This is a genomic window from Burkholderia sp. BCC1999, from assembly GCF_905339975.1.
Taxonomy (GTDB): domain Bacteria; phylum Pseudomonadota; class Gammaproteobacteria; order Burkholderiales; family Burkholderiaceae; genus Burkholderia.
The window spans coordinates 1-25,452 of record NZ_CAJPHP010000021.1; the positions used below are offsets into that span (position 1 = coordinate 1).

General features: G+C 65.6%; 20 protein-coding genes. 6 read left to right on the forward strand and 14 right to left on the reverse strand.

The window, feature by feature from the left end:
- On the forward strand, window positions 1–180 hold a 180-nt coding region (locus U5809_RS26345), incomplete at its 5' end, for a hypothetical protein (RefSeq protein ID WP_322088667.1).
- A gap of 45 nt (window positions 181–225) precedes the next feature.
- Here the strand turns inward: U5809_RS26345 and U5809_RS26350 are convergent.
- From U5809_RS26350 to U5809_RS34690, 4 genes are all read right to left on the reverse strand, one after another.
- Window positions 226–1,089, reverse strand: a complete 864-nt coding sequence (locus U5809_RS26350; protein WP_322088739.1) for an alkene reductase — start codon at window positions 1,087–1,089, stop codon at window positions 226–228.
- Window positions 971–1,300 (reverse strand): hypothetical protein, encoded by a 330-nt coding sequence (locus U5809_RS26355; protein WP_322088668.1) that lies wholly within the window; start codon window positions 1,298–1,300, stop codon window positions 971–973. Before U5809_RS26355 ends, U5809_RS26350 begins: the two co-directional genes overlap by 119 nt.
- 126 nt (window positions 1,301–1,426) lie before the next feature.
- On the reverse strand, window positions 1,427–1,639 hold the full coding sequence (locus U5809_RS26360) for a hypothetical protein (RefSeq protein ID WP_322088740.1): 213 nt from the start codon (window positions 1,637–1,639) through the stop codon (window positions 1,427–1,429).
- A 39-nt stretch (window positions 1,640–1,678) separates the two neighbouring features.
- On the reverse strand, window positions 1,679–1,777 hold the full coding sequence (locus U5809_RS34690; RefSeq protein WP_415877962.1) for a Rieske 2Fe-2S domain-containing protein: 99 nt from the start codon (window positions 1,775–1,777) through the stop codon (window positions 1,679–1,681).
- A gap of 163 nt (window positions 1,778–1,940) precedes the next feature.
- Here U5809_RS34690 and U5809_RS26365 point away from each other — a divergent pair, with 163 nt between their 5' ends.
- From U5809_RS26365 to U5809_RS26375, 3 genes are all read left to right on the forward strand, one after another.
- The gene (locus tag U5809_RS26365; RefSeq protein ID WP_322088669.1) at window positions 1,941–4,949 is read left to right on the forward strand and encodes an ATP-binding protein; all 3,009 of its coding nucleotides are present in this window, start codon (window positions 1,941–1,943) and stop codon (window positions 4,947–4,949) included.
- Window positions 4,950–5,172: 223 nt separating this feature from the next.
- A complete protein-coding gene (locus tag U5809_RS26370) occupies window positions 5,173–5,943 on the forward strand; it encodes an alpha/beta hydrolase (protein WP_322088670.1) in 771 nt (256 codons plus the stop codon).
- A gap of 371 nt (window positions 5,944–6,314) precedes the next feature.
- Window positions 6,315–7,865, forward strand: coding sequence for a phospholipase D family protein (locus tag U5809_RS26375; RefSeq protein WP_322088671.1), 1,551 nt, complete (start codon window positions 6,315–6,317; stop codon window positions 7,863–7,865).
- Between the two features lie 7 nt (window positions 7,866–7,872).
- Here the strand turns inward: U5809_RS26375 and U5809_RS26380 are convergent, their stop codons facing one another.
- Window positions 7,873–9,339 (reverse strand): PLP-dependent aminotransferase family protein, encoded by a 1,467-nt coding sequence (locus U5809_RS26380; protein ID WP_322088672.1) that lies wholly within the window; start codon window positions 9,337–9,339, stop codon window positions 7,873–7,875.
- Between the two features lie 235 nt (window positions 9,340–9,574).
- Between U5809_RS26380 and U5809_RS26385 the strand changes: the two genes are divergently transcribed.
- The gene (locus U5809_RS26385; RefSeq protein ID WP_322088673.1) at window positions 9,575–10,225 is read left to right on the forward strand and encodes a pyridoxamine 5'-phosphate oxidase family protein; all 651 of its coding nucleotides are present in this window, start codon (window positions 9,575–9,577) and stop codon (window positions 10,223–10,225) included.
- 57 nt (window positions 10,226–10,282) lie between these two features.
- Here the strand turns inward: U5809_RS26385 and U5809_RS26390 are convergent, their stop codons facing one another.
- The 7 genes from U5809_RS26390 to U5809_RS26420 all read right to left on the reverse strand — a co-directional run bounded on the left by U5809_RS26390 (window position 10,283) and on the right by U5809_RS26420 (window position 22,462).
- Complete coding sequence (locus U5809_RS26390) at window positions 10,283–11,980, reverse strand: DUF3300 domain-containing protein (RefSeq protein WP_322088674.1); 1,698 nt, start codon at window positions 11,978–11,980, stop codon at window positions 10,283–10,285.
- A gap of 450 nt (window positions 11,981–12,430) precedes the next feature.
- Window positions 12,431–14,263 carry a S53 family peptidase gene (locus tag U5809_RS26395; protein ID WP_322088675.1) on the reverse strand — a complete coding sequence of 611 codons (1,833 nt, stop codon included), beginning with the start codon at window positions 14,261–14,263 and terminating at the stop codon, window positions 12,431–12,433.
- Window positions 14,264–14,889: 626 nt separating this feature from the next.
- Window positions 14,890–15,912 carry a HAMP domain-containing sensor histidine kinase gene (locus U5809_RS26400; RefSeq protein ID WP_322088676.1) on the reverse strand — a complete coding sequence of 341 codons (1,023 nt, stop codon included), beginning with the start codon at window positions 15,910–15,912 and terminating at the stop codon, window positions 14,890–14,892.
- The gene (locus U5809_RS26405; RefSeq protein WP_322088677.1) at window positions 15,909–16,601 is read right to left on the reverse strand and encodes a response regulator; all 693 of its coding nucleotides are present in this window, start codon (window positions 16,599–16,601) and stop codon (window positions 15,909–15,911) included. Before U5809_RS26405 ends, U5809_RS26400 begins: the two co-directional genes overlap by 4 nt.
- A 101-nt stretch (window positions 16,602–16,702) precedes the next feature.
- Window positions 16,703–18,133: an efflux transporter outer membrane subunit gene (locus tag U5809_RS26410; RefSeq protein WP_282511019.1), complete on the reverse strand. Its 1,431-nt coding sequence runs from the start codon at window positions 18,131–18,133 to the stop codon at window positions 16,703–16,705.
- Window positions 18,134–18,137: 4 nt separating this feature from the next.
- Window positions 18,138–21,281 carry a multidrug efflux RND transporter permease subunit gene (locus U5809_RS26415; RefSeq protein WP_322088678.1) on the reverse strand — a complete coding sequence of 1,048 codons (3,144 nt, stop codon included), beginning with the start codon at window positions 21,279–21,281 and terminating at the stop codon, window positions 18,138–18,140.
- Window positions 21,282–21,301: 20 nt separating this feature from the next.
- Entirely contained in the window at window positions 21,302–22,462 is a 1,161-nt protein-coding gene (locus U5809_RS26420) for an efflux RND transporter periplasmic adaptor subunit (protein WP_322088679.1), read from the reverse strand.
- A 237-nt stretch (window positions 22,463–22,699) separates the two neighbouring features.
- Here U5809_RS26420 and U5809_RS34695 point away from each other — a divergent pair, with 237 nt between their 5' ends.
- On the forward strand, window positions 22,700–23,110 hold the full coding sequence (locus U5809_RS34695; RefSeq protein WP_415877963.1) for a hypothetical protein: 411 nt from the start codon (window positions 22,700–22,702) through the stop codon (window positions 23,108–23,110).
- A 5-nt stretch (window positions 23,111–23,115) separates the two neighbouring features.
- On the opposite strand, the gene U5809_RS26430 is transcribed toward U5809_RS34695, so the two are convergent.
- Both U5809_RS26430 and U5809_RS26435 read right to left on the reverse strand, forming a co-directional pair.
- A complete protein-coding gene (locus U5809_RS26430; protein WP_322088680.1) occupies window positions 23,116–23,727 on the reverse strand; it encodes an ankyrin repeat domain-containing protein in 612 nt (203 codons plus the stop codon).
- Between the two features lie 77 nt (window positions 23,728–23,804).
- A complete protein-coding gene (locus U5809_RS26435) occupies window positions 23,805–25,340 on the reverse strand; it encodes a catalase (protein ID WP_282511009.1) in 1,536 nt (511 codons plus the stop codon).
- Window positions 25,341–25,452 lie beyond the last annotated feature (112 nt).

Here is a 25,452-nt window from a genome sequence, read left to right on the forward strand (position 1 = left end):
GTCTGCGAATTCCGCTCCATGAGATATTTGATCGAGGCGATTGCCAGACGTGATGTCGACGGCGCCGCGACATTGATGGGCGCCCATGTCGTTAAGGCGAGACGTACACCGCTCGCGCTGATGGAGCAAGAGGCGCGACGCACACAAGCAGATTCGCCGGAAAACGTGACCTATCCATGATCTCGTGCGCGAGGCCTACGATGAGGTGTGAAACCTAAAATGCGGTTACATCGCGGAACGCGGTACCAACGGCGGATAGTCAGTGTAGCCGACGGCGCCTGGCGTGTAGACCGTCTGCGGATTGAAGTCCGCCAGCGGCGCATCGTCAAAGAACCGACGCACGAGATCCGGGTTTGCGATAAATGCGCGGCCGAAGGACACCGCTTCCCCGATGCCGTCGGTCAGCGCTTGTTGCGCCCGTGTTCGGTCGAATTCAACGTTGACAGTCAGCGGCCCGGAAAAATGACGCCGGCCGAGTGCATATGCATCGAGTCCGACAATCGGCGAACGGATGACATGAAGGTATGCGAGCCGCAACGGCGATACCGCGTCGAGAAGCGCGGCATATGTCTGCGCAGGATTCTCGTCGTGAGTATCGTTGAACGGGTGTCCCGGACAAATGCGGAACCCGACCTTGCCGCTGCCGATAGTCGACGCAATCTCTTCGGGCGTTTCGACCACGAAGCGCAGACGGCCATGCAACGCACCACCATAGCCATCGCGACGTCGATTGGTTCCAGTGGACAGAAACTGCATTGGCAGGTACCCACTGGTGCAATGCAGTTCAACACCATCGAAACCCGCGGATACCGCGTTGAGTGCAGCTTGTCTGTACTCCGCGATCACGCCCGGGATTTCGGCTGTCTCGAGTTCGCGCGGCGTCTCTACGTCGACCATGCCGTTTGAGTCCGAGTAGAGTTGCACGTCGGCACGGATGCTTGACGGTGCAACTGTTTCTGCATCTGTATCCTTATTGTAACGGGGCGCGATCCGGCCGACGTGCATCAGCTGCAGAACGATCTTTCCACCGACAAGATGAACGGCATCGGTGACGGTTCGCCAGCCGGTGATTTGCTCGGGCGTATGGATGCCGGCGTTCTGCAGTGGCCCTTGCCGTGCTTGCTCGGATGCGTACCTTCGCGATTATCAACCCGGTGCTCGCACGCTGTGCGTAAGAGGTGGCGTGCAATTCATGCGGAACGTCGCCGGCCCCTGCACGGCTGCGCGTCATCGGAGCCATGACGATTCGGTTGGCGAGTACCATGTCACCGAGACTCACGGGGGCGAAGAGAGTGGACATCAAAACGGTTCCTGTCAAGTTGACGGTCGACAGACGGCGGGTTGCGCGTTCGCATTCCGCTGTCCGTTGTGGCGATAGATGGCCTCGTTAGCCGGTCTCAGGCGAGGCGCGCAGCCCGAGCGCCGGCTATAGGTCGAACAGACGCGTCTTGGCTTGCTCCGGTACCGCATGCCAGATCCGCTTTTCCACGTCGAACTCGAAGATCGAGCGGTGGCGCCTGGATTCATGCAGGTCAGCGACGTTCGTATAAAACTGGTGGTACCACTCACGCAATTGCATGATCGGGCCGTCGGCGGCACAAAGAACGGGATTGTCGACGCGGGTCTTTCTAGCCCAGATGCGGACGTCGTCGTCGAAGGACCCGTCACCACGCCACTCTCAGTTGTGGAACGGACAGTCGATCGCGCTGCCCTTCACGTATCCATAGCTCAGGTCGGCGCCCATATGCGGGCAGTACCCCCCCGACTGGAAGGCCATGTTGAACTGCGCTACGATCCATTTCGACGAGAGACGTACCTGTGGCGGCACCTGAAATCGCAGGTGCCCGAAATTCTGCACACGCTTCACTTTCCGCGAAACGCCAATGCACGAGTTTTCCCCATTTCGTCTCGATGCGGCAAACCAGTCGTTGCTGCGCAATATGCCTGACGGGGAAACGCGGCGGATTCAACTTCGGCCCAAGGCCTTTTCAATCCTTCAATACTTGCTGGATAACGCCGGTCGGCTGGTCACGCACGACGAGCTGATGGAGCAGCTTTGGCGGAATACGCATGTCCAGCCCGAAGTGCTGGCAAGCCATATCCGCGATATCCGGGCGGCGCTTGGCGATGACGCGAGACGACCGACGTTCATCGAAACGGTTGCGCGCCGCGGGTATCGCTTCATCGCGAAGATCGGCGCGGCCGGACCCGCGACGACGAGTGACGCCAACGGCGCGGCCGTCCCTGCGCTTATCGGCAGGGACGCCCAGCTGCTGAAGCTGCAGCAGGCTTACGATGCCGCCGCCGCTGGCAAGCGGCAACTGGTGTTCGTCACCGGCGAGCCGGGTATCGGCAAGACCGCGCTCTGCCTGGCGTTCGCCCGCCGGCTTCGCGATCGTGAGTCGGTACCGCATGTCGCGTGGGGCCAGTGCATCGAGGGGTATGGCGTCACGGAACCGTATTTCCCGGTGTTCAAGGCCATTCACCAGCTGTGCCGGGCCGGCGGCGAGCCGGTCACGCAGCTGTTCGTCGACAACGCACCGACCTGCATCGTCCAGTTCCCGGATCTGGTCGGCAGGGAGCAGCGTCACGCGCTCGAGCGCGACGTCACGGGCGCGACCAGCGGGCGCATCCTGCGCGAGATGCTCGCGGCACTGGAAGCACTCGGGCAGTCGCGGCCGGTCGTTCTGATCATGGACGATCTTCAGTGGGTCGATCATGCGACCGTCGACGTGATCTCCGAATTCGCACGCAGGCATCATGCGGCGCGCATCCTGCTGATCTGCACGTTCCGGCCGCTGGAAGCGTTGCTGAACGAGCATCCGATCAAGCGGCTGAAAGAGGAACTCTTCGCGCACCGGTTATGTGACGAGATCGGCCTGACGGGGCTGACGGAAGGCGACATCGTCGAGTACCTCGGCCAGGTGGCGACGGACAACGGGCTGCGGCAACCGCTCGCGAACCTGCTGTTCCGGCGCACGGAAGGCAATCCGTTGTTCATGGTCGCTGCGCTCGAACACAGCGTCGAGCGCGGGCTGCTGGAAGATCGCGACGGGCGGTTGCGCCTGGGGCAGCCGGTCGACAAGCTGGCGCTGGATATTCCGCGAAGCTTGCGGACGGTCATCGAAGCGCAGCTCGACCACCTCGGCGTCGAGGGCTGGCGCGTGCTGGAAGCGGCCAGTGTCGCGGGTGCGGAGTTCACGCCCGCGATCGTGGCCTCCGCGGCGGGATATCCGGTCGAGCAGGTCGAGGAGGTGTGTCACCACCTCGCGCGTCGGCACCAGGTCATTCGCGTGGCGGGCACCGCGCATCGCGTGCGCGGCCCGGAGTCGCCGCGCTATGCATTCGTGCATGCGCTGTATCGCGAAACGTTGTACGAGCGGCAGGTGCCGGGACGGCGCGCGGCGCAACACCAGCTTGTCGGTCAGGCGCTCGAACGTCTTTACGACGGGCATCTCGAAGAACTCGCGGCCGAGCTGGCGATGCATTTCGAACAGGCCGCGGACTGGGCGTGTGCCGTCCGGTATCTGCGCATCGCCGCGGAGAATTCGGAGCGGCGCCATGCTCACCGCGAGGCGATCGCGCTGCTGTCGCACGCACTCGAACTGGTGAACTGGATCGCGCCGGAACCGCGGCGCGATGTCGAGCTGCAACTGCTCGAGAAGCTGGCGACCATCTACGTGGCGTCGTTCGATGCGCGGTGCGTCGACACCTACGAGCAATTGGCCGAGACGGCCTTGGCGTATGGACTGCCGGAGACTGGCGCGACGGCGCTGCTGAATCTCGCGACGTGCCTCTCGTGGGACGATGCGGAGCGGGCGCTGAAGGTCGCGGAGCGCGTGTATCGCATCGCGGAGCGTCTGCCCGATGCGTTCGCGCGACAGCGCTTTCAGATGAGCTGCCATTTCTGGCGCGTCTGGGCCGGCGGATGGAACGACCCGGAAGTCCGTCAGGTGCGGTGGATCTTCCGGGATCTGCAGCAGCATGACCGTACTGCGCTGGCGCGCGAGTCGATGGAGTACGGGATGATCCAGTGGGCGTCGTCCGAATACGACGAATCGTATCGATGCATCGCGGAAGGGCTGAACATGCTGACCGCGTCGCTCGAGGGGCAGAACCCGTACTTGAGCATTGCGTATCAGAAGGGGCAGTTCTATCTGCCGCGCGCGCTCTTGTTTCGCGGCGAGTGGGGCAAGGCGCTGGACGCCGTGGATGCGTCGATCGAGCTGGCCGACAGGAACGGCGACTCCTTCCCGGCGCAGATGCTTCGCCTGAGCCGATCGTGGATTCACTTCCATGCGATGGACTTCGACGAAGTCCTGGCGACCAGTGAACGGGTGGAGCACATCGGCGACAGTTTCGGCGGTAGCTACCTCGTTCGCCTTGGGCGGCTGCTGTCGGGCTCGGCCGATGTCTGCTCGGGAAACGGCGAGCGCGCGGCACGGACCCTTATCGCGGCGCGCGACGAAATGAACAGTCACCGCATCGTGCTCGACTGGTGTTTCCGCCTTCCGCTGCATGCGGCACTCGCGGAACTCTGGCTCTTGCGCGGGGATGTGCCGCATGCGCGTGAAGAGGCGAGCGACTACCTGGCACTCGCGCTGTCGACCGACGACTACGCGAATCAGGCGCTCGCGCTCGAAGTGAACGCGCGCGTGGCGCTGGCCGGTGGCGCACCATCGACCGCGCATGCATTCATCGTGCGGGCGATCGAGGCCGTGGAAGAACACGAGATTCCGCTGGCGACCTGGCGTGTCCACGCCACGGCCGCATCGCTGATCGCGGCCTCCGGGCAGCCTGTCGTCGCGCAGCGGCACCGCGAGCTCGCCCGGACCGCGATTCTGGCGCTTGCCGATTCGCTGGGGTCCCGGCCGGCGCTTCGGCAGACGTTCCTTTCGTCTCCGTTCATTGCCGGCGTCCTGGGCGAGGACGCGGTCGACGCCGCCTGACGGTCCGGTCCCGTCGGTCACGCCGGTTTTCAGAACTTCTCCATGGTAAGGACAGGACTTGCGGCCGACGCACGCCTAACGTTGTCGCAAGTGCGGCGGAGCGATGTCGCGCAATGGCAGTCATGCCATGTGCGATTGCCGGACTAGCGTTTCGTAGGAAGAAAACGCCGGTGTCGCGATTGCCGGCCGATGTTCGTCATCCCCAACCTGTTGGAGCACGAAAATGAAAACGACCTCGTCCGTAATGCGTGCCGCCGCCGTGCTGGTCCTTTCTGGTGCCGCGCTGGGTTCTCCTGCCGCGATGGCTGCGCCGGTCAAGAATGTCGTCCTCGTCCACGGCTTTTTCGCCGATGGTTCGGGCTGGCAGGCGGTATCGAAAATCCTGGCGCGCGACGGCTACAGGGTGTCCGTGGTGCAGGAGCCGGAGACGTCGTTCGAAGAAGACGTCAAGGCGACGACACGGGTGATCGACGCGCAGGACGGGCCGAGCATCCTGGTCGGCCACAGCTACGGCGGCGCGGTGGTGACGGAAGCTGGCAACGACGACAAGGTCGCCGGCCTCGTTTATGTGGCTGCATTCCAGCCCGATACGGGAGAAAGCCCGCTCGACCTGACCAAGAAGATGCCGCCGGCCTCGAAGTCGATCAAGCCGACCGCGGATGGCCACCTGTATATCGAGCAGGCGAGGTTCCATGAGGACTTCTGCGCCGATCTGCCGGCGGCCGAAGCGAATTTCATGGCGATCTCGCAGGTGACGCCTGCCGCGCAGGCGTTCGGCGTGCCGATCCAGCACGCGGCGTGGCGGACCAAGCCGAGCTGGGCCGTCGTCGCGATGGCGGACCGCGCGATCAATCCCGACCTGGAGCGCTTCATGACCAAGCGCGCGGGGAGTACGACGGTTGCGCTCGACTCGAGCCATGTGGCCTACATGTCGCATCCCGCCGAAGTCGCCAGGCTGATCGAACAGGCCGCAACGACGGCCGGCAAGCAGTGACGGGACGCGGTGCGCCGCCCGTGTCGTGACCGGGCGGAAGAGCAACGCATTCATCCGCGGCGCGCCGTGGCGCGCCGGAAACCCGCGGTGGCAACGTGCGTCGCGGGTTTTTCCTTGCATGTGTCCGCTTCAATCTCGCCGCGAGCGCTTCCGCCGCGTATGACGGCGGTATGTCGCGCGCCGGCCGGACATGTTGCAGCACCGCCACCGGGAAAACGCGGAAACGGTGCAGTGCCGATGGCAATCGAAGTATGCTGTGGCGCGGCACGGCCCGAGCGCGCTATGCGTCGCGCGCCGGGACTGCCGACCCGCGCCGCGCTCAATCCGGCGCCCAGAATAAACAGACTTCGCCGGGAGTGGGGGCGGTCATCATGACCATGCTGCGTTCGTGGGGTGCGATTCTCTCGTTGCTGGCGCTCGTTGCGTGCGTCAGCCTTCCGCCGCAGGCCGATCGCGCGCCGACGCATGCGTTCACCGATACGGAACACACGCGGCTGGGCGCCGCGTTCCGGCAGCAGGCCGCCGAGCATCCCGGACAGGACGCGTTTCACTTGCTGACCGATCCGGTCGACGCGCTGGACGCACGCGTGCTGCTGGCCGACCGGGCAGACCGGTCGCTGGACCTTCAGTACTACATCTGGCACGACGACCTGACCGGGCACGAACTGGCCGATGCGGTCATTCGCGCGGCCGATCGCGGCGTGCGCGTGCGCGCGCTGCTCGACGATCTCGGCACGAACGCGGACGACCGCAAGCTGCTCGAGATCAGCTCGCATCCGAACATCGAGATCCGGCTGTTCAATCCGGTGGCGACGCGCCGGTTCAAGAAGATCGGCACGGTGTTCGAGTTCGCGCGCGTCAACCGGCGCATGCACAACAAGGCGTTGATCGCGGACAACCAGGTGGCGATCGTCGGTGGCCGCAATATCGGCGACGAGTACTTCGGCGCCTCGTCGATGCTGGAGTTCGGCGATCTCGATGTCGTCGTCCATGGCCCGGCGGTGAAGGACATCTCGACCGAATTCGATACGTTCTGGAATTCGCCGTATGCGTATCCGATCGATACGCTGGTCGGGCACGATGCGGCGCCGGGCGGGCTCGATCGCGAGCGAGAGCGGCTGCGCGACTACCTGAGGGCCATGGAGGACAATCCGTACGTGCTCGAAGCACGGCAGCGGCTCGACCGGATCGTGCACGGGCAGGGCACCGAACTGTCGTGGGGGCACGCGACGGTGCTGTACGACGATCCGTCGAAGATCGCGCATGCGCCGAAGGACAGCGACGGGCACCTGTTGCCGAAGTTGCGTGCACTTGCGTTGCAGCCTCAGCATGACCTGCTGATCGTGTCGCCGTATTTCGTGCCGGGCAAGGACTTCGTCGAGCGGCTGCGCGCGTATTCGGCGCGCGGCGTGCGCGTGACGGTGCTCACCAATTCGCTCGCCTCGACCGACGTGGCGGCCGTGCATGCCGGCTATCGCCGCTACCGGAGCGACCTCGTCGCGGCCGGCGTGCGGCTCTACGAGCGGCGGCCATCGGGCGACAAGAGCATTTCGAAGGACGTCATCATCGGGTCGTCGCGTGCGTCGCTGCATGCGAAAACCTACGTGTTCGACCACCAGCGCATTTTCATCGGGTCGATGAATTTCGATCCGCGCTCGCTGAACCTCAATACCGAGATCGGTGTTTTCTGCGAGAGTCCGGCGATCGCATCGCAGGTTGCGAACGATCTGGAGTCGCGACTCGACCGGATCGCGTGGCGTGTCGAGCCGAGGACCGATGCGGCCGGGAAAGGGCGGCTCAAGTGGATTCAGACCGATGCGGACGGGAAGGTCACCGAAATCGATCACGAACCGGAAGTGTCGGCGGCGCGGCGGATGGAAGTCTGGTTTCTGGGGCTGTTTCCGATCGAATCGCAGCTGTGAGCGACGCTCAGCGGCGCGTGCGGCCGAGCCGTTCGATGACGGCTGCGAACTGCGTCGTTGCCGTCTCGATCGTCGCGTCGTCCAGCCCGGAATAGCCGAGCACGAAGCCGTTGTACGCGCGGCCGTCGCCGACGCGATAGTTGCTCAGCGGCTGCAGCAGCAGGCCATGCGCGGACGCGGCGCGCGCGACGTCGGTGTCGTGCAGCGGCGCCGCGAGGTCCGCGGACAGATGCATGCCGCCGGGGCTGTCACGCACGCTCAACGCGGTGCCGAAATGGCGGGCGAGGGCCGCTTCGAGGCTGCTGCGCCGGTCGGCGTAGAGTGACCTCATCTTGCGCAGGTGCCGTGCAAAGAGACCGGTGTCGATGAATTCGGCCATCGCGAGCTGGTCGGCCGAATGTCCGCGATGGACGAGTTCGCGCAGCGTTCGCGTGAAGCGTTCGACCAGGGCAGGCGGTACCACCATGAAGCCGAGCCGAAGGGCGGGAAACATCGTCTTGCTGAACGTGCCGAGATAGCAGACCGGCGCGTCGGGATCCAGGCCCTGGATCGCGGGCAACGGCTGGCCGCCGTGTCGGAACTCGCTGTCGTAATCGTCCTCGATGATCCATGCACCGCACGCGCGCGCATGCTCGACGAGCGCTGCTCGCCGTTCCGGGCTCATCAGCGCGCCGAGCGGGTATTGATGCGATGGCGTCGTATAGATCAACCGGGGCGGCTGGGTACGCCACTGTTCGCCCGTGGGCGCCATTCCTTCGTGATCGACCTCGATCGGCACGAGGTTCAGGCCGGTCGACTGGAAAGCCGTCCGGGCGCCGTTGTAGCAGGGATTCTCGAGCCAGCCGTATTCGCCGGGATTCGCGAGCATGCGCGCGCACAACTCGAGGCTGCCTTGCGTGCCGTCGGTGATGAATACCTGATTCGTGTCGCAGCGCACGCCTCGCGATACGCGGATGTATGCGGCGACCGCACGCCTGAGTTCGGGCAGCCCTTCGGCCGGGCCATACGCAAGGTGGGCAGGCTTGATGGTTTTCCACGCGCGCTCGATGCAACGACGCCACTGCGCAACAGGGAATTCGTCGAGCGAGGGCAGGCCGGGGACGAACGGCAGCATGCGTTCGGGCTCGGGATCGGCGTTCTCCAGCCCGTGCACGCGCGCCGACAGCTGAACCGCGGGCGGGCCGTCTTCATTCGTGGTGCTCGCGCTGCCGGATCCGCCCCATCGCGTGATCGTGCCGTTGCGCGTGGCGGCCACGAAGCCTTCTTCCGCCAGGCGTTCGTACGCATAGACCGCCGAATTGCGTGCAATGCCCAGCTCGGCCGCGAGCACGCGCGTCGACACGAGCCGCGTGCCGGGCGGAAGGTGCCCGTCGAGCAGCAGGCTGCGCAGGCTGCGGTACAGCGCTTCCTGCTGGCTGTGTCGGGTCGTGCCGTCCTGTCGGGAAAGCGACGAGATGAGCAGCGCGAGATCCATAGGCTGGTTCCAGAAATTTGCGTTGTGCTGGTTCTTTTGAAGATGCCACGCGCATCGTATCGTTCACATGTTCGCGGTACAGGCCAGAGCGCAAGGCGTTCCGGCGATCGTCGCGGCGCATTGCACGCGCGTATTTTGATCGATTTGACGCGCGACTGTCGACGAGCCCGGCGGCGGCGCGTTCGGCCGAGAATGCAGCGCGATACCGATTCAATTCATTTCGCAGTACATAAATATGAAAGACCAGACTGAAATTTCGCCGACACCACGTACAACCATTCGACGGCTCCCCGAGCTGGCCAGTCACGATCGCGCGATGCTCCACCGCATCGTGGACGAGGCCTACGTCTGTCACATCGCGTTCGGCGACGGACAGAACACGCACTGCATCCCGACCGCGCACTGGCGGCGGGGCGACGTCCTCTATATCCACGGATCCAACGGCAGCCGGATGATCAAGGCACTGGCGGCGGGCGCGCAGGCTTCGATCGCGATCACGTTGCTGGACGGTCTCGTGCTGGCCAGGTCAGCCTTCAACCATTCGATGAATTACCGATCCGCGGTGATCTACGGGCAGTTCGGTGGAGTGGATGGCAGTGAGGAAAAACTCGCGGCGCTGGATGCATTGATGGACAAGATCGCACTGGGCCGCAGGCATGAAGCGCGGCCGGGCAATGCGAAGGAACTCAATGCGACCAGCGTGCTGCGGATTTCGATGGACGAGGCGGCCGTGAAAGTCAGCGATTCGCTGCCGTCCGACAAGGAGGAAGATCTGGAACTCGTCGCCTGGGCCGGAATCCTGCCGCTGAAGATGACACGCGGTGCGCCGGTGCATGCCGACGGCAACGTGCCCGTGCCCGACTACGTGCGGAACTGGGCCGATTGAGTCGTGCATCGACGGCCGGCAGCGCGCATGCGGCGCTGCCGTGCCGCGGGGGGATGGCTACTCCGGACGATGTTCGTGCGATTCGTGCTCCGGGTGAGACTGGGCAGGGTGCGGATGCGCAGCCCCCGCGTGCTCGGGTGCCGGCTGCCGGGGTTGCGGTGCCGCATGTTCCTGCCGCGGCGCTTCGGCGTGTGGCTGCATTTCCTTGCGCTGTTGCTGCTGTGCCTCTTCGCGCTGCTGTTGCTGTTGCGCCTCGCTGCGTTGCTGCGCTTCCAAGCGTTGCTGCTGCTGGGCTTCGTTACGCTGCTGGGCCGCCGCGCGCTCCTGCTGTTGTTGCACCGCATTGCGTTGCTGCATCGCTTCGCGTTGCTGTTGCTGCGCGGCGTCGTGCTGCTGCGTTTCCTCGCGTTGTTGCTGTTGTTGCTGTGCCGCCATGCGATTTTCCTGCGCGGTACGCTCCTGCTGCATCGCCTGCTGCCGCTCGTCGTGCATCGCGCCGGGCGGATGCTGCGCCGCTGCCTCGGGATGCGGCGCGCTCGCGCGGTTCTGCGCGAATGCTTCAGGCGTGGGGCGTGTGCCGGGGCGCGCGTCGTTTGCGCCGAAATGCGGCATCGTCATCGGCGCGGCGCCCGCGCGCTGCTCGATGGCCTGTCCTCGCATCGGTTCGGCACCCGGCTGTACGGTGTTGCGTTCGATCGTCGTGTTGTTGGTGGTGACGTTGCCGCCGTAGTTGTTCGTGATGCGCGTGTTGCGGATGTTGGTGATGTTGTTGATCACGGTGGTCGACTTCGTCACGTACGTGGTGTGGTTGTACACCACGGCCGGGCGCTGCCAGCCGCCGTTCCACCGCGGGCCTTCCGGACGCGGCGCACCCCAGTTCATGCCCCATGCATGCCAGCCCCAGTCGTGGTGCCCGAAGATCGCGGCGCCGACGGCGATGCCGACGCCGAACGTGATCACGCTGGCCGCAACGACTTCGCCGGTGCTGTATGCGGGCGGACGGTACACGTAGCCAGGGTAGGCCGACACCGGCTCGCCGTAGACGACGGTCGGGTTGTACGACGGCACGTACACGACATCCGGCTGCGCGGACTCGATCTCGATCGCCTGCACGGGCGGCGGCACGATCGCCGGCCCGGCGTACACCACGGGCGCGTCGGTGGCCGGCGTATAACCGGTCGGCGCGGCCTGCGCGACTTGCGTGACGCGCATCTGGCCGCCCGAGCGCAGATGACCGGACGTCTGCGCGCGCTGGCGCATTACCTGGATCGCGTTCATCACGTCGGTCGGATCGTTGTAGTACGCCTGGCCGAGCGACGTGGTCCAGGCCGGGTTCGACGCCATTTGCGCCAGTACCGCGGGGAAGGCGGTCAGCGCCTTGACGGACGGGTCCCACGGCTGCGTATCGGCTGCGCTCGCGAGTGCCTGCCCCTTCAATGCCGGATTCTGCGTGACCCAGTTGTTGGCGGCCGTCACCTGGTCCGGATACGTTGCACCTGCAAGCACCAGTGCGACGAGCTTGTCGGGGAACAGCGCGATCGGCGCGACCATCTGGTAGAGCTGGTCGGCGCTCGGCGGCGTGTAGGCGACGGGCGTCGAGGCCGGCTGCGCCGCGGCGGCCGCGCTCGCATCGCTCGCCGGTGCGGCGGTGCTGCTGTCGCCGTTCTTGTTGCAGGCCGACAGGCCGAGCAGCGACACGATGAGGGACGACGCGATCAGCGTCCTGACGGGCCGGTAGGCGCGGTTGTTGTTCATGAGGTTCGTTCGGTGTGGTGGCAGCGTTGGCAGGCACGCGGGCTGTGCGATCGGCTTGGGCACTGTGCCGCGACCGTGCGCGCATGCGCCGACGGCATCGGCCGGAGCGGGCGGCAAGATCGTGTTCGCATGGTGGAAGTCTCGCGACGAATCGTCATATTCAGTTAAACGCACGACACGCGCGGAAGTGTCGGGGTGTTGTGTAACAGTGTGTGTACCTTGCAGTCCGTAAGCGGGCGGGCACCCGACGGGTAATCGATCTGAAAGTTGCTGGCGCAACGATTGCAAGGTCGGCGCGCGTATCGTGTCGCCGGATGCTCGCTTCGCGAGATTGCGCGGAATGCAGAAAGCCCGCGACGGCTTGCACCTGTCGCGGGCTTTTACGCGGTTGCGTGCGTTCCCGGGCGCACGCATTCGCGCGCACCCGGAACCGGGTCGGTCATCGGCTCATCAGCGCGCGAAATCCGACGTGCTCTGGATGAACGCGTTCAGCTTCGAGATGTTCACGCTGCCGAAGCCCGTCGTCGCGTCCCAGCCGGCCTTCGCCTTGTAGCCGTAGGTGCCGCTGCCGTTGTTGCCGGACGTGACGTCGTGCAGCAGTGCCGCGTTCGACGGGAAGTACTTGTAGATGCTCGAGGCGGGGAAACCCAGCGCATTGTTGTTGGCCGACTGCAGCCGCGCCCAGATGCCCGTGAAGATCGGCGCGGCGAGGCTCGTGCCGCCTTCGTTGTTCAGGTAGCCCGAGCCCCACAGCGTGTCGGACGTCTGGCCGTTCACCACGAGAATCGCGCCGGTGCGCAGGTCGGCGTCGAAGCCGACGTCGGGCAGTGCGCGCTTGGTCGATCCGGTCAGGGTTGACGACTGCCACGTCGGCGCGGCCTCGTACTTGCTGTACCCGCCGCCTGTCGACCACACGGTGCCCGGTTGCCAGCTCGGGTCGTTCCAGACGATCTCGCTGTTGTACGCGTTGGTCGACGTATTCGTGAACAGCGTCGTGCCGCCTACCGCGATCACGTACGGCGACGTGGCCGGTTCGCTCACCGTGTAGGTCGAGCGCGACGGCGTGCCGCTTGCGCATTCGTACGCGCCGTGGTCGCCGGCCGAAACGGAGAAGGTCTGCCCCTGCGCGACCGCCTGTTTGAAGATGGTGTCGTCGGTTGCCTGTGAGCCGGTGCTGTACGCCGACGATTCGCACACGCCGAGCGACACGTTGATCACCTTCGCGACGTTGTCGGTCACGACCCGGTTGTACGCGGCCGTGATGGCGGTGAGCGTCATCGACGGTGCGGCATAGAACACGACCTGCTTCACGCTGCCGCCAGCCGAGCCGACGATCGACTGGCTGTCGAGGTTCCACTCGACGGTGCCCGACGTATCGGTGTACGAACTGCCTGCCGGGCCCGTCTGCACGATGGTACTGCTGATCGTGCCGAGGCCGTTGTTCGCGGCGAACGTATTGAGGTCGCTCACGGTCTGTGACAGGTCGCCTTCGGAGATGATGCCGACCGTGGTCTGCGAGGCCGTCGGCGTGCCGTCGCCGCCGTAGATCGACGAGAACTCGGTCGGGTTGTGCGGCACCGCCGATGCGCCGGCCGGGATCGTCAGGTTACTGGTGTTGCCTTGCGGCTTGCTGCCGGCGCCGGTATGCATCAACTCGACGTTCTGCAGCCCGAGCACCGCGCCCACGATATTGCCGATCGCGTTCGGCACTTGCGCGGCGTCGGTATTCGCATAGACGTTGCGGCCGTTGCGCGTGAAGCGCTTGAGCGTCGTGCGGAACGCGGACTTGATGGTCGCCGCCGTGCCGGACGCGGATACCAACAGGCGGTTCGGTGCGACCACGATGTTCACGAAACCTTCCTTGCGCAGGTGCGAGACGACGGACGCGACCTGCTGGTCGGTCGGCGCATATTGCGCGGCGAACTGCGCGGGCGTGAGGAACTGCTTGTAGTGCGGCGAGCCGGGCGTATGCAGGTCGCGCAGGTATTGGTCGAGTTGCGTCTCGTTGCGCAGGTTCAGCCCGAGCACGATGTCGACCGATTCGCCGGGCGCCAGTTCGACGGCGGCCGTTGCAGCTGCCGCCGTGCTCGCGGCGGGCGCGCCGGCGGTACCGGCTTCGTTCTGCTGCACGAGCGGCAGGAATCCCTTGGTGCGCGTTTCCGTCCAGCCGGCCACTGGCGTGGCATGGGCGGTCGCCATGCCGAACGACGCGACGGCTGCGGCGGCGGATGCGAGCTTGACGATGCGAATGTGCTTTTGTTTCTTGTCTGCAACCTGATTCATTTGAATTACCCCTCCGGTTGAACATCGAACGGCACGAACAACAACGGTCGACGGCGATGCGGGTCATGCACCGCCGTGTTCTGTCGCGTGCATGCGGATGGCGCGGACGCGACAGGGCCTTTCGCCCGATCCGGAGAGATGGGTTTGCTCCGGGGGCGAAATACGGAAAACGTGATAACGGGAAGGCTGCGCTGCGAGGCAGCCGCGCCGGACTGGACGCGGGCGGGATTGCTAGAGCAACAGTTTCGTTGTCCTGCTCATTTGTTTCGGTCCTTCGGCCCGCTGCCGGATGACAGCTGTCCAATGATATGCATCGGGAAATTGCATGCGCCGGCGCGCGAAAGAATCAACCGGCGGCGAGCACTGCGGTGCGGCGGAAGCGAAAAAACGTAGGGCGGAATCGATTGCGTGGTGGGCAATCCGTCAGATTGCTTGCATCGGACGGTATCAAGAACGAAAGCGAAGTGTCAAACTTTTTTTGATTATATGAAACAAAATTAAATCGAATAAAGCGCAATGATTTTGAAAAGATCGACGGCATTTTGTAATGCTCGAAACCGACAAGAAGGGTAATGCCGGAATCGATTCGCCGATCCTTTCCGATTCGTTTCGTAATGGGTCGGTTGCTATCGAGGAAATGCTCGAATCGCCGGCGCGTGCCGCGGGATGTCGAATTCGAGGACGGCGTCTCCACCAAGCGATGCGAGTTGGCGGATCTGCCCGCCGTGGGCCTGGACAACCGCGCGCACGACGGACAGGCCGAGCCCGTTTTCGACGAATCGTCGCGAGCCTTCGTCTTCGATTCGGACGACGGCGCCCGCAGGGCGGTCCTCGACGAAGAGCTTCAGCCTCGCCGGTGCGGAATGGCGCCGCATGTCGTCGAGCAGCGCGAGAACGGCCTGGCGGATGCGCGCGCCGTCGCAAGTCACGACGGTCGCGGCGGTCGTCAGGTCGATGGCGAACCCCGCTTCACGAAACGCTTCGCGAACCGAGTCGATGGCGCTGGCGATTTCGCGGTCGAGCGCCGTCGAGCGCAGGTCGAGTATCAGCGCCTCGGGCTGTTCGGCAACCTGAAGGTCATCGACGAACCGGAACAGGCCGTCGACCTGGTGAAGCAGCGCGTCGCGTGACGAAGTGCCGGTTTCGTTGGCGAGCGCCTTGATAGCTTCGAGCCGGGATTCGAGTTCCGCGAGCGGCGTGCGCATCGAGCGACTGCTGCTTCCGGCGGCGGTTGCCGGACGGGAGGGAGTCCTATGTTTCAGTTGAAAGGTCATCGCATTGAAGTCCTCGATGAAGCGCGACAGGTCGGCCGTGCAGCCGTCGCGGGAAACCACGCGCACCGACATGTCGCCGGCGGCGATGCGGCCGGTGTTGTCGGCAATCGCGTCGAGCGCCGCGAGCGTGCGGCGCATCTGCCGGAGCAGATCGAACGCGGCTGCCAGCAGGCACACGAACAGCACCGTCGCGAGCACCAGGTAAGTGGACGCATTGCGGATCATGGCGCCGGCCGGTGCGTCGTGCGGCAACACGACCGGGTGACGCAACACGTCAAGGAGGAAGGCAACGGTACAGGCGGTCAGCACGGCGACGGTCGCGCCCAGGCCGATCGTCTGCCCGATGTGCCGGCCGGGTCTCGCCGGCAGCGTCATTGCACGCCCCGCAGCCGGTAGCCGACACCACGCATCACTTCGGGCATGCCCGGCGCGCCGGCCTGTTCGAGCTTCCTGCGCAGCCTGCAGATGTGGCTGTCGACCGTGCGCTCCAGCGCGCTCACGTCGGCCATGCACGCATCGAGCAGTTCGCCGCGCGTGAACACGCGGCTCGGCGATCGCGCCATGTGTGCGAGCAGCCGGAATTCGGTCAGCGTCAGCGTGATCGGTATCTCGGCGGAGTCCGTTCGCACGCGGGCCAGATAGCTGTCGGTGTCGATCTCCAGGGCACCGACGCGCAGCATGCGCGTGGTCGGCGGCGCGGCCGACCGGCGCAGGATCGCGCGCAGCCGTGCGACGACTTCAGCCGGGTTGAACGGCTTGACGATGTAGTCGTCCGCGCCGGCATGCAGTGCCTGCAGCCGGTCGAGGTCGCGGTCGAACGCGGTGAGGACGACGACGGGCGTATTGCCGCGCCGCCGCAGTTCGGTGAGCACGTCCCAGCCGTTCTTCTGCGGCATCTTCACGTCGAGCAGGATCAGGTCGGGCTTCAGATGCGGTTGCACGTCGAGCACCGCTTGCCCGTCGGCGACGCGGTAGGTGCGAAAGCCGTCGTGGGTCAGGTACACATCGAGGATCTCGGAGATGTCGGGCTCGTCTTCTGCAATCAGTATCAGGGAATTCGTCATGGAGTTTGCCGTGCGATGTCGAACAATCGGGGCAGCCCGTTGCCGGGCTGAATCGCGCCGCTCCGTCGCGCTGCTGCGCGGGGCGGAACGGCGCCGTTCGTTCAGTTCTGCACCACGCTCTGCGACGGCGCGACGTCCTTGTCCGTCAGCCCGCCACCGAGCGCCTTGTACAGCGCAACGGCGTTGCCGAGCTCGCTGCGACGCAGGTCGAGCAGCGCCTGCCGTGCCGAGTAGAGCTGCCGCTGCGAATCGAGCAGTTCCAGCCGTCCCTCGATACCCGCGCGATAGCGCAGGTTCGACAGGTCGGTGCGGCGTTCGGCCGAGCCGACCACGCGTGTTTGCGCTTCGATCTGGCGGCCGAAGGTTTCGCGTCCGGCGAGACCGTCGGCCACTTCACGGAATGCAGTCTGGATCGAGCGTTCGTACTCGGCGACCGCGCTCGACTTGCGCACTTCCGCGAGACGCAGCTCGGAACGCAGCCGGCCGCCCTGGAAGATCGGCACCGTGACCTGCGGCGCGAAGCTCCACGTGCGCTGGCCGCCGTCGAACAGGCTGCCCATCGCTGGGCTGAGGAAGCCGATCGACGACGTCAGCGACAGGCGCGGGAAGAACGCGGCGCGCGCGGCGCCGATATCGGCATTCGCGGCGACGAGATTCTGTTCGGCCTGCTGGATATCCGGGCGACGGAACAGCAGTTCGGACGGCAGGCCGGCCGGCAGTTGCGTCATCACCGGTTGCTGCCGAAGCGGCACCGGATCGGGCAGATCCTTCGGCAGCTCGGTGCCGACCAGCAGGCGCAACGCATTGCGTGCCTGCTCGACGGCGCGCGTGCGCGCCTCGAGATCGGCCGTGGCGCTTGCGACCTGGCCTTCGGCTTGCGCGATGTCGACGCCGCTCGCCTGATGTGCTTCCTTCAGGCGGCGCGCGAGATCGAGTGACTGCTGCCAGTCGGCGAGCGTGCGCTCGGACAACTGGCGCTGCTCCAGCGCGAGGCGTTCCGCGAAGTACGCGTCGGCGACGCCGCCGACCAGCGAGATCTGCACCGCGCGGCGGCCATGATCGGTCGCGAGGTAACGCGCGAAGGCCGCATCCGACTGCGACTTCACGCGGCCGAACAGGTCGATCTCGAACGCGCTGATACCGACGTTCACGCCGTACTGGTTCTGCGTCGTGCCGAACAACGGCGGACTCGACTGCGTGTCGTCCGACGTGCGCTGGCGCGTGAAGTTCGCGCCGGCGCCGATCGACGGCAGGCGCGCGGAGCGCTGGATGCCGTACTGCGCTTCGGCAGCCTCGACGTTCAGCGCCGCGAGGCGCAGGTCGCGGTTGTGCTCGAGCGCAATCTCGATCAGGCGCTGCAGGCGGCGATCGCCGAACATCGTGCGCCAGCCGAGATCGGCGGCGTTTGCCTTGAGGTCGGCGGCTGCGGCGGCCGTGTAGGCCGTCGGCACCGGCATCGAGGGCTTGACCAGCGTCGGCGCGAGCGAGCAGGCCGACAGGGCGAGGACGAGGGGAAGAATAAGCAATCGCATGGCATCAACCTTCCTGTCCGTGAGCCGGGGCAGCCGGCTGCTTGCGGGAGGCCCGCCATGCGCCGATACGCTCCTGGATACTCATCACGAACACAAAGAAAACAGGGACGAAGAAAATGGCCAGTACCGTGGCGGTCACCATGCCGCCGAACACGCCGGTACCGATCGCGTGCTGCGTTTCGGCGCTGGCGCCGGTCGCGATCATCAGCGGCACGACACCGAGGCCGAATGCGAGCGAGGTCATCAGGATCGGGCGCAGGCGCAGCTTCGATGCCTGCACGGCCGCTTCGATCAGCCCCTTGCCTTCCTCGCGCAACTGCTTCGCGAACTCGACGATCAGGATCGCGTTCTTCGCGGACAAGCCGATCACGGTGATCATCCCGACCTTGAAGAACACGTCGTTCGGCATGCCACGCAGCAGCACCGCACCGATCGCGCCAATCAGGCCGAGCGGCACCACCAGCATCACCGACAGCGGGATCGACCAGCTTTCGTACAGCGCGGCGAGCACCAGGAACACGACGATCATCGACAGCGCCATCAGCATCGGCGCTTGCGACGCCGACTGGCGTTCCTGCAGCGACTGGCCGGTCCACTCGACCGCGAAGCCCGGCGGCAGTTGCGCGGCGAGACGCTCCATCTCGGCCATGGCGGCGCCGCTCGACTGGCCGGGGGCGGCCGTGCCCGAGATACGCGCGGACGGGTAGCCCTTGAAGCGCACCATCTGCAGCGGCGTGTCGGCCCATACCGGGCGAACCACTTCGGACAGCGGCACCATGCCGCCGGCCGCGTTGCGCACATACAGCTTCATCACGTTGTCGATCTGCATGCGCGCCGGCGCATCGGCCTGGATGATCACCTGCTGCATGCGGCCCGCGTTCGGGAAGTCGTTCACGTAGGTCGAACCCATCGCGGTCGACAGCGTGTCGCTGAGCGTCGTGAACGACACGCCGAGCGCCTGCGCCTTCGCGCGGTCGATCTCGAGGCGGATGCTCGTGCCGGCGGGGAGGCTGTCCGGGTACACGCCGGTCACGACCTTGCTTTGCGCGGCGAGTTCGAGCAGCTTCGCTTCCGCTGCCTTGAGCGCTGCCGTGCCCTGGTTGGCGCGGTCTTCCAGGCGCATCGAGAAGCCCGAGCTGTTGCCGAGTTCGTCGATTGCCGGCGGCAGCAGGCTCATCACCGTGCCTTCGGTCACGCCGGCCATCGCCTGCTGCGCGAGCATGCCTTCCTCGAGCGTCGACGAGCCGCCGCGGTTCTTCCAGTCCTTCATCACGGACCAGTTGATCGCTGCGTTCGAACCCTGGCCCGAGAAGCCGTAGCCGATCACGGAAATGCTCGACTGGATTGCCGGACGCGAAGCAAGATGCTTCTCCAGCGTGTTGACCACGTCATGCGTACGCTCGGCGGTAGAGTCCGCGGGCAGCAGAAAGCTGGTGATGAAGTAGCCCTGGTCCTCGTCCGGCAGGAACGACGACGGCAGGCTGCGGAAGCCGAACACGAGCGCACCCGAGATCGCGACGAACACCAGCATCACGCGGCCCGTGCGGCCGACCAGGCGGCCGACGCGCGTCTCGTACCATTTCGTCAGGCGATCGAAGCGGCGGTTGAACCAGCCGAAGAAGCCGCGCTTCTCGTGGTGGCCCGGTTCGAGCGGCTTGAGCATCGTCGCGCACAGAGCCGGCGTGAGCGTCAGCGCCAGCAGCGCCGAGAACAGGATCGACACGGCCATCGACATCGTGAACTGCTTGTAGATCACGCCGACCGAGCCGCTCGCCATCGCCATCGGCAGGAACACCGCGGTCAGCACCAGCGTGACGCCGACGATCGCGCCGGTGATTTCCTTCATCGCCTTCGAGGTTGCGTCCTTCGGCGACAGTCCTTCCTCGGCCATCAGGCGCTCGACGTTCTCGACGACGACGATCGCATCGTCGACGATGATGCCGATCGCGAGCACCATGCCGAACATCGTCAGCACGTTGATCGAGAAGCCGGTCATCAGCATCACCGTGAACGTGCCGAGCATCGCGACCGGCGCGACGATGGCTGGAATCAGCGTATAGCGCACGTTCTGCAGGAACAGGTACATCACGAGGAACACGAGCACCATCGCTTCGAGCAGCGTGTGCAGCACTTTCTCGATCGAGATCTTCACGAACGGCGACGTGTCGAGCGGGATCGAGTAGGTCATGCCCGACGGCATCGACTTGCTCAGTTCGGCCATGCGCGCACGGATCGCGTCCGCGGTCTTCACCGCGTTGGCGCCCGGTGCGAGCTGCACGCCGGCGAGGGTGGCAGGCTTGTTGTTCTCGCGGCTCACGAACGTGTAGTTTTGCGAGCCGAGTTCGATGCGTGCGACATCGCCGAGCACGACCTTCGAGCCGTCCGCGTTCGCACGCAGTACGACCTTCGCGAACTCTTCCGGCGTCGTGAGCTGGCCCTGCGCGGTGAGCGGCACGGTCACGCGCTGGCCCGGCAGCGCAGGCAGCGCACCGAGGCTGCCCGGCGCGATCTGCACGTTCTGCTGGCCGATCGCGGTCGTCAGGTCGCTCATCGACAGGCCGAAATTGATCAGCTTCTGCGGATCGACCCAGATGCGCATCGCGCGTTCGGAGCCGAACTGCAGCACACGCCCGACGCCGTCGATTCGCCGCAGCTCCTCGGACACGCTGCGCGCCATGTAGTCGGCGAGCGCGCCTTCGTCGAAGCGGCCGTTGTCGGAGCGCAGCCCGATCAGCATCAGGAAGCCGGACGACGCGGATTCGACGATCAGCCCGTTCTGGCGTACCGCCGCCGGCAGGCGCGGCTCGACCGACTTGATCTTGTTCTGCACGTCGACCTGCGCCATCTCCGGATTGGTGCCGGGCTTGAACGTCACGGTGATCTGCGCGGAGCCGGACGTATCGGCCGACGATTCGAAGTACAGCAGGTTCTTGACGCCGGACAGTTCACGCTCGATGAGACTCAGCACGCCGTCGTTCATCGTCTGCGGCGTGGCGCCCGGGTAGCTCGCGGTGATCGTGACGGACGGCGGCGCGACCGACGGGTAGCGCGCGACCGGCAGTTGCGGGATCGCGATCAACCCGGTCAGGATGATGAAGAGTGCGATCACCCACGCAAACACCGGGCGACGGATAAAGAATTCAGCCATGACTGGAGGCTCCTCGTGACTCAGTGTGCGGACGCGGTGGCGGCCGCGTCAGGCGACTTCCAGTCGGTCGCGGCGGCCGGCGCGCCGTCGATCAGGCGTTCCATGCCTTCGACGACGATCTTCTGGCCGGCCTGCAGGCCCGACTTGATGCGGTAGCTGCGGTTCGTCAGTTCGCCGACCTCGACAGCCTTCAGATGCGCGGTACCCTTCGCGTCGAGCACCCACACCTGCGGCTTGCCGCCGGCGCGTACGACCGCCTGTTGCGGCACCATCACCGCGTCGGCGTAGTGCGCGCGCGGAACGCGGGCACGCACGTACATGCCCGGCAGCAACTGGCGTTTCGGGTTGTCGACCAGCACGCGCAGCAGCACGTCGCCGGTGCCCGGATCGACGTTGACGCCCGAGAACAGCATGCGGCCGCGCGCGTCGTAACGCGTGTCGTCGTCGCGCAGCACGTCGACCGGCAGGCCGTTGCCGTCCGGCGTTTGCGGTTGCGCCGCGAGGGCGCCGCGCAGCGATTCGAGCGACGCGGCCGGCTGGCGTACGTCGACGTAGACCTGGTCGATCTGCTGGATGCGCGCCATCGGCTGGCTGTCGCCGCTCGACACCAGCGCGCCTTCGGTCACGAGCGCCTGGTCGATGCGGCCGGCGATCGGCGCTTCCACGGTCGCGAATTTCAGGTCGAGCTGGCGGCGCGCAAGCGTCGCGCGGGCCTGCGCGACATCGGCGGCGGCCTGGTCGCGTTGCGAGACGGCGTCGTCGTACACCTGGCGGCTGATCGCATCGGCTTCGACGAGCGGCTTGAAGCGCGCCGTCTGTACCTTCGCGCGTTCGAGCGCGGCCTGCGCGCGCTGCAGCGATGCGGCGGCCGTGTCCATCTCGGCCTTGAACGGCGCGGGATTGATCTGGAACAGCGGCTGGCCCACGCGTACTTCGGTGCCTTGCTCGAACAGCCGGCGCTGCACGATGCCGCTCACCTGCGGGCGGATCTCGGCGACCCGCACGGCCGCGACGCGGCCCGGCAGGTCTTCCGTCACGTCGAGGCGCGTGGCGGCCACGGTCATGGCCGCGACCGGCGTGGCCGGTGCGGCGGCCTGCTGTTCGGAGGGCCCGCAACCCGCCAGCATCGCCGCCACCAGCGCGCATACGGCGCCGTAGCAGCATCGTTTCTGATTCTTCATAGCGACTCCAGGAAACGCAGGCAGCCCACTGCCTGCTTTGACGGGGCGGAGTTTGCGTGGATTAGTTGGCGTCTTTTATGCGGAAAGATGGAGATTCGATGGAGCTGGCGAAAGGAACCGAAATGAGGGTGTCAGCCGGCGTCGCAATGGTCGGGGGAAGGGGGGCGGCGCTGGATCGTGCGCGCGGTGTCGTCGGCATTCCGCCCGTCGGCCAGGTCAACGGGGATCGACTGCGACGTGACCGATAACGACCCGCTCGGCAAGGAAGTGCCCGCGATGTGGCGGGCCACGCTGGCCGGCTGCCGATGGACGCGACAGACGGACGGCCAGGCGGACGCCGCGGTGTTCCGGCTCGACGCGCGCGACGGCTCGCGCCGGCTTGGTGTCGCCGATCGCTATCAGGATCTGGCGCTGGCTGCGCGCGATATCGAAGCGGATCTGGGTAGCGAATGGGTTGCGCCATTGTTCGCGCGGTATGGAATCGCGCACCCCGATCCACAGCGGATCACCTTCTACCGGCTGCTCGACGAGTTTTTCCGAGCAACAAGAACAACGGCGAAGCGACTCGGCATTTTCCTGTCTCCGTGCGATGAAACCGACGGCACGATGGCACGGTGCATTCGCGTTGTTCAGACGGTTGATGCGTAGTCGCGCTACTGCGTGGCGCCGGCTTGCCGCAGTGCATCCGCGGCGTAGGTGTTGTCGTGCGTCAGCGCAAGCTGCAGCAGCGACTGCCCGCGCCGATCGACATGGTTCGGGTTCGCGCCGTGCGCGACGAGCAGCGGAATCAGCTCGAAGCGATTGAACAGCGTCGCGAACCCCAGCGCGGTTTCGCCGGCGCCGTTCGTCTGGTCGATCGGGCAATGCGTGTCGATCAGGCGACGTGCGATATCGGGTTCGTTCTTGAAGAGCGCACCCATCAGCGCCGTGTTGCCGTGACGATCGCCGGCGCATGCGTTGGCGCCGGCCGACAACAGGTAGTCCAGCGCGGCAGGCTGGCCGTCGTACGACGCGAGTATCACGGCCGTATAGCCTCGGCTGTCGGTGGCATCGACGGGATACCCGGCGTCGTGCAATGCACGCAGGATGTCGACGCGACCGACGCGTGCGGCATCGAACCAGTCGCCGTCATAGCGGCGCAGTGCGGCGGGATCGGCCTTGCCGTACGCCGGCCGGTCGGGCAGGTGCGCGCAGCCGGCGGTCGTGGCCAGCACCACGGTCATGGCGGCCGCGCGGATCGCGCGCGTGAAGCGTTCTGAGCGCATGGGAATGTCCTGATGAAGAGGTCGGGCCGACGTGCGCGGCACAAAGACGCACGTCGGCGGCGACCGGTGTCGCGCGATCAGTTCTCGCTCAGCTTCGCCGCGAGCGACTGCACTTGCTGAACGTTCGCGTGAACGGCCTGCGCGAGCCGCGTGCCGTAGTCGGCATCGGCCTTGTAGAAGTACGACAGCATCGCGTACTGGTTTTGCGCGTTCTTCACCTGGCCGAGATCGCCGGACAGCGCGGTGACGAGGTCGTCCTTGTCCTGCTGCGACAGGCCGCGGTAGTACTCGCCGGCCTGACGGAACAGCAGCTTCTTGCGGATCGCCTCCTGCTGCGTCGTGCCGCCGAGCGCCATACGCACGGACTTGTACTGCGGATCCTGCGCGAGCTCGTGTTGCGTCGACGGTTCGTAGTTCACCTCGCCCTTGCGGTCGCCCGCATTCATCTTGCCGTCCTGGTTGTTGTTGACCACCGGCACGACGGGGCGGTTGATCGGCAGGTCCATGTAGTTCGCGCCGAGGCGGTACATCTGCGTGTCGGCATACGCGAACAGGCGATCCTGCAGCATCCGGTCCTCGGACGGTTCGATGCCCGGCACGAGCCGCGACGGCGCGAACGCCGATTCCTCGGTCGACTGGAAGTAGTTGTCGGGCACGCGATTGAGCGTCATCGTGCCGATCTTGCGTTCGGGTACGCCGGTCCACACCTTCGTATCGTCCAGCGCATCGAAGTCGAAGCGATTCAGCTCCTTCGGCGTAAGCACCTGCACGTACAGATCCCATTTCGGGAAATCGCCTTGTTTGAGCGCGCCGTACAGGTCGTTCGTCATCATGTTCCAGTCGCGCCCGATCGATGCGGCAATCTCTTGCGGACGCAGGCCATGCACGCCTTGCTGGCTCTTCCAGTGGAACTTCACGTAATGCACGTCGCCTTGCGCATTGACGAACTTGAACGCATGCACCGCAAAGCCGTCCATGCGGCGATACGAATCGGGCATGCCCGCGTTCGTGTACAGCATCGTCAGCATGTGGGTCGCTTCGGGCGTGTGCGCGAAGAAGTCGAAGGCGAGGTTCGGGTCCTGCACGCCGGTCACGGCGCTCGGCTTGTTCGCGTGAACGAAGTCGGGGAACTTGATGCCGTCGCGAATGAAGAACACGGGCCAGTTGATGCCGACCATGTCCCAGTTGCCCTGCTGCGTATAGAACTTCACCGCGAAGCCGCGCGGATCGCGCGCCTGTTCGGGCGAGCCGCGATAGCCCATCACGGTCGAGAAGCGCACGAACACCGGCGTGCGGGTGCCCGGCGTGAAGACCTTCGCTTTCGTCAGGTCGGAGATGTCGGCGCTCGGCACGAACTCGCCGAAGGCGCCGGTGCCGCGCGCATGCACGACGCGTTCAGGAATGCGCTCGCGATCGAAGCGCTGCAGCTTCTCGATGAGCGCGGAGTCCTGCAGCAGCACGGGGCCGGCAGGGCCGGCCGTCTGCGAATTCTGGTTGTCGCCGACGGGGGCGCCGGTGTCGCGCGTGAGCTCGGCGGCGTATGGGGAAGCTGAGAGGGCAACGCAGATCGCGGCGACTGCGTGCCGCAGCACGCGATGGGAGGATGGGGACATGACGATGGAACTCCTTGAATCCGATCGGTGGTGGGGAAGCCGACTGAATTAGAAGAGATCGTCAGATGATTGGCTAATTGATATTCGATATGTTTTCGATAGCCGAAGTGTC

What these genes read in the sequence shown, in the direction of transcription:
- U5809_RS26355 (WP_322088668.1), bottom strand. Translation starts at nt 1,300, where the DNA reads ATGTCCACTCTCTTCGCCCCCGTGAGTCTCGGTGACATGGTACTCGCC.
- U5809_RS34690 (WP_415877962.1), bottom strand. Translation starts at nt 1,777, where the DNA reads ATGGCCTTCCAGTCGGGGGGGTACTGCCCGCATATGGGCGCCGACCTG.
- U5809_RS26365 (WP_322088669.1), top strand. Translation starts at nt 1,941, where the DNA reads ATGCCTGACGGGGAAACGCGGCGGATTCAACTTCGGCCCAAGGCCTTT.
- U5809_RS26370 (WP_322088670.1), top strand. Translation starts at nt 5,173, where the DNA reads ATGAAAACGACCTCGTCCGTAATGCGTGCCGCCGCCGTGCTGGTCCTT.
- U5809_RS26375 (WP_322088671.1), top strand. Translation starts at nt 6,315, where the DNA reads ATGACCATGCTGCGTTCGTGGGGTGCGATTCTCTCGTTGCTGGCGCTC.
- U5809_RS26380 (WP_322088672.1), bottom strand. Translation starts at nt 9,339, where the DNA reads ATGGATCTCGCGCTGCTCATCTCGTCGCTTTCCCGACAGGACGGCACG.
- U5809_RS26385 (WP_322088673.1), top strand. Translation starts at nt 9,575, where the DNA reads ATGAAAGACCAGACTGAAATTTCGCCGACACCACGTACAACCATTCGA.
- U5809_RS26390 (WP_322088674.1), bottom strand. Translation starts at nt 11,980, where the DNA reads ATGAACAACAACCGCGCCTACCGGCCCGTCAGGACGCTGATCGCGTCG.
- U5809_RS26395 (WP_322088675.1), bottom strand. Translation starts at nt 14,263, where the DNA reads ATGAATCAGGTTGCAGACAAGAAACAAAAGCACATTCGCATCGTCAAG.
- U5809_RS26400 (WP_322088676.1), bottom strand. Translation starts at nt 15,912, where the DNA reads ATGACGCTGCCGGCGAGACCCGGCCGGCACATCGGGCAGACGATCGGC.
- U5809_RS26405 (WP_322088677.1), bottom strand. Translation starts at nt 16,601, where the DNA reads ATGACGAATTCCCTGATACTGATTGCAGAAGACGAGCCCGACATCTCC.
- U5809_RS26410 (WP_282511019.1), bottom strand. Translation starts at nt 18,133, where the DNA reads ATGCGATTGCTTATTCTTCCCCTCGTCCTCGCCCTGTCGGCCTGCTCG.
- U5809_RS26415 (WP_322088678.1), bottom strand. Translation starts at nt 21,281, where the DNA reads ATGGCTGAATTCTTTATCCGTCGCCCGGTGTTTGCGTGGGTGATCGCA.
- U5809_RS26420 (WP_322088679.1), bottom strand. Translation starts at nt 22,462, where the DNA reads ATGAAGAATCAGAAACGATGCTGCTACGGCGCCGTATGCGCGCTGGTG.
- U5809_RS26430 (WP_322088680.1), bottom strand. Translation starts at nt 23,727, where the DNA reads ATGCGCTCAGAACGCTTCACGCGCGCGATCCGCGCGGCCGCCATGACC.
- U5809_RS26435 (WP_282511009.1), bottom strand. Translation starts at nt 25,340, where the DNA reads ATGTCCCCATCCTCCCATCGCGTGCTGCGGCACGCAGTCGCCGCGATC.